We start from the raw sequence: 2685 nt of genomic DNA, 5'->3' as shown, positions 1-2685 counted from the left end.
GTCGCCGCCGGCCCCGACGCCGTCATCAGGGTGTTCGACCCGGCCGACCGGCTCGGCGGGGTGCTGCGCACCGAGACGCTCGGCGGCCAACCGGTGGACGTCGGCGCCGAGGCGTTCGTGGCCCGCCGCCCCGAGGTGCCGGCCCTGCTGGCCGAACTGGGCCTGGCCGACCGGCAGATCACCACGACCGGGGTGCGGCCCACCGTCTACAGCCAGGGCCGCCTTCATCCGCTGCCGCCCGACGCCGTCAACGGAATCCCCAGTTGCCCCGGGTCGGTCGCCGGTCTGGTGGACCAGGCCACCCTGTCCCGCATCGCCGCCGAACCGGACCGCCCGCTGCGGTGGGAGCCGGGAGCGGACCCGTCGGTGGCCGCGGTGGTCGGCGACCGCTTCGGCGAACAGGTGGTCACCCGTTCGGTGGACCCGATGCTGTCGGGGGTCTACGCCGGATCGGCGGCCGGCATCGGGATCCGGTCGGCGGTCCCCGCCGTGGCCGCCGCCCTGGACGCCGGTTCGCCCAACCTCACCGGGGCGGTCTGCCGGGCGCTACCGGCCGGCACCCGCGGACCGGTGTTCGGCGCCGTCGCGGGCGGCTACCGGGTCCTGCTCGACGCGTTGTGCGCCCGCGCCGCCGTCGAGTGGGTGCCCACGGCGATCGACCACATGTACGCCGACTACCGCGGGTGGACCCTGGCCGACGCCGCCGGGGCGACCTGGCGCGCCGACGCCGTCGTCGTCGCCCTCCCGGCGCCGGCGACGGCGGCCCTGCTCGACGACATCGCACCGCGGTCGGCCGCGGCCGCCGCAAAGATCCCGGTGGCCTCGGTGGCGGTGCTGGCCATGGCCGTCCCGGCCGGCACCCCGTTCCCGCCGCAATCCGGGGTGCTGGTGGCCACCGGGGAGAGCCTGCACGCCAAGGCCATCACGCTGTCCAGCCGCAAGTGGGGCGCGGCCGGTGACGCCCAACTGCTTCGGATGTCCTTCGGCCGGTTCGGCGACGACATCGCCCGCGGAACCTCTGATGAGCAGTTGCAGGCCTGGGCCGTCGAGGATCTGCGGGCCGTGTTCGGGATCGAGGTCGACCCGGTCGCGGTCCTGGTGCGCCGCTGGCTCGACGCGCTGCCGCAGTACGGCCCCGGCCACGCCGCGCTGGCCGCCGAGATTCGCACCGGCCTGCCGCCGGGCCTGGCTGTAGCCGGCAATTTCCTCGACGGGGTCGGTGTGCCGGCCTGTGTGGCCACGGCTGGGGCGGCTGCGGCCCGCGTGGCACCATAGTCGCCATGGCGCGACTGGACTACGACACCCTCAACGCCACCGTTCGCTACGTGATGTTCTCGGCGTTCGCCGTGCGCCCCGGGGTGCTCGGCTACGACGAGGAATCCCGCGCCGCGGTCTCCGACGAGACCGCGATGTTCCTCAAGCAGCATGAGGAGCGCGGTGTGGTGGTCCGCGGTCTCTACGACGTGGCGGGCATGCGGGCCGACGCGGAGTTCATGGTCTGGACCCACGCCGAACGGGTCGAGGATCTGCAGGCGTTCTACAGCGACTTCCGCCGCGCCACCACCCTGGGCAGGGCGTCGACTCCGGTCTGGAGCAGCGTGGCACTGCACCGCCCCGCGGAGTTCAACAAGAGCCACGTCCCGGCGTTCCTGGCCGGGGAGGAACCGGGTAACTACGTCTGCGTCTACCCGTTCGTGCGGTCGCTGGACTGGTATCTGCTGCCGGACGAGGACCGCCGCAAGATGCTGGCCGACCACGGCATGGCCGCGCGCGGCTACAAGGACGTGCGCGCCAACACCGTGCCGGCCTTCGCCCTCGGCGACTACGAGTGGATCCTGGCCTTCGAGGCGCCGGAGTTGCACCGGATCGTGGACCTGATGCGGGACCTGCGCGCCACCGAGGCTCGCCGCCATGTGCGCGAGGAGATCCCGTTTTTCACCGGCCCGCGGGTCGGGGTGGAGGAGTTGGTCAGCCGACTGCCGTGACGGGTCAGAAGGGCGGGTCGCCGGATGACCGGGCGCGTTCGGTGGTGATGGCGTGGGCGCGGTTGGCGGCGCGGGTGGTCTTGCGCGGCGGCATCATGGCGGTTTTCTCGCCGCGGGGCTCGCATTCCGATTCGGGTTCGGGGCCGGGTTCGGGTGGTGTGCCGGTGGGGGTCATCAAGGCCGGGAACAGCAGGGCGCTCCCGGGCGTGGTGATGTAGGTCTGGTTGCCGGGCAGGGTCCAGATGACGGTGCCGTCGGGTAGTTGTTGGTCCTTCCAGCCCCAGAAGGTTTTGATCAGATGATGAAAACGGCAGAGGCACTTGATGTTTGAGCGATGGGTGCTGCCGCCCTCCGACCAGGGGATGGTGTGGTCGAGATCGCAGTCGGTGGCCGGCCGGTCGCATCCGGGGGCCCGGCAGGTCAGATCGCGGGCACGGACGAACTCGGCCAGCGCGCGCGAGGGCCGGTAGCCCACTTCGGCGGGTGCTCCCGCGGCGGTGACCAACGGCCGTGCGATGGCGCCGGCGGCCAACTCCCGCAGCAGTTCCGGGGAGATCAGGGTGTCGGCGCCCATCAGATACGCCGGGCGTTCTGAGTTGCCCTCCAAAGTGACCTGGTCGGCGACGATGTGGATGACCACCCCCGACCGGGTCGGTGCGGTGGCCGGGCACTCGGCGTTGCCGCACTGACACTTCAGCCG

3 protein-coding genes are annotated in these 2685 nt (G+C 72.4%); 2 read left to right on the top strand and 1 reads right to left on the bottom strand.

The features are described from left to right. Both ADBZ5U_RS13345 and hemQ read left to right on the top strand, forming a co-directional pair. On the top strand, nt 1-1275 hold a 1275-nt coding region (locus tag ADBZ5U_RS13345; protein ID WP_526810943.1), incomplete at its 5' end, for a protoporphyrinogen oxidase. Nucleotides 1276-1280: 5 nt separating this feature from the next. Further along, a complete protein-coding gene (hemQ, locus tag ADBZ5U_RS13340) occupies nt 1281-1985 on the top strand; it encodes a hydrogen peroxide-dependent heme synthase (RefSeq protein WP_526810941.1) in 705 nt (234 codons plus the stop codon). A 4-nt stretch (nt 1986-1989) separates the two neighbouring features. On the opposite strand, the gene ADBZ5U_RS13335 is transcribed toward hemQ, so the two are convergent. After that, nucleotides 1990-2685: HNH endonuclease signature motif containing protein (locus tag ADBZ5U_RS13335; RefSeq protein WP_526810939.1), on the bottom strand; the 696-nt coding region annotated here is incomplete at its 5' end.

Source organism: Mycobacterium sp. (assembly GCF_040398885.1).
GTDB lineage: Bacteria > Actinomycetota > Actinomycetes > Mycobacteriales > Mycobacteriaceae > Mycobacterium.
This window is presented reverse-complemented; position numbering and strand designations above follow the sequence as displayed.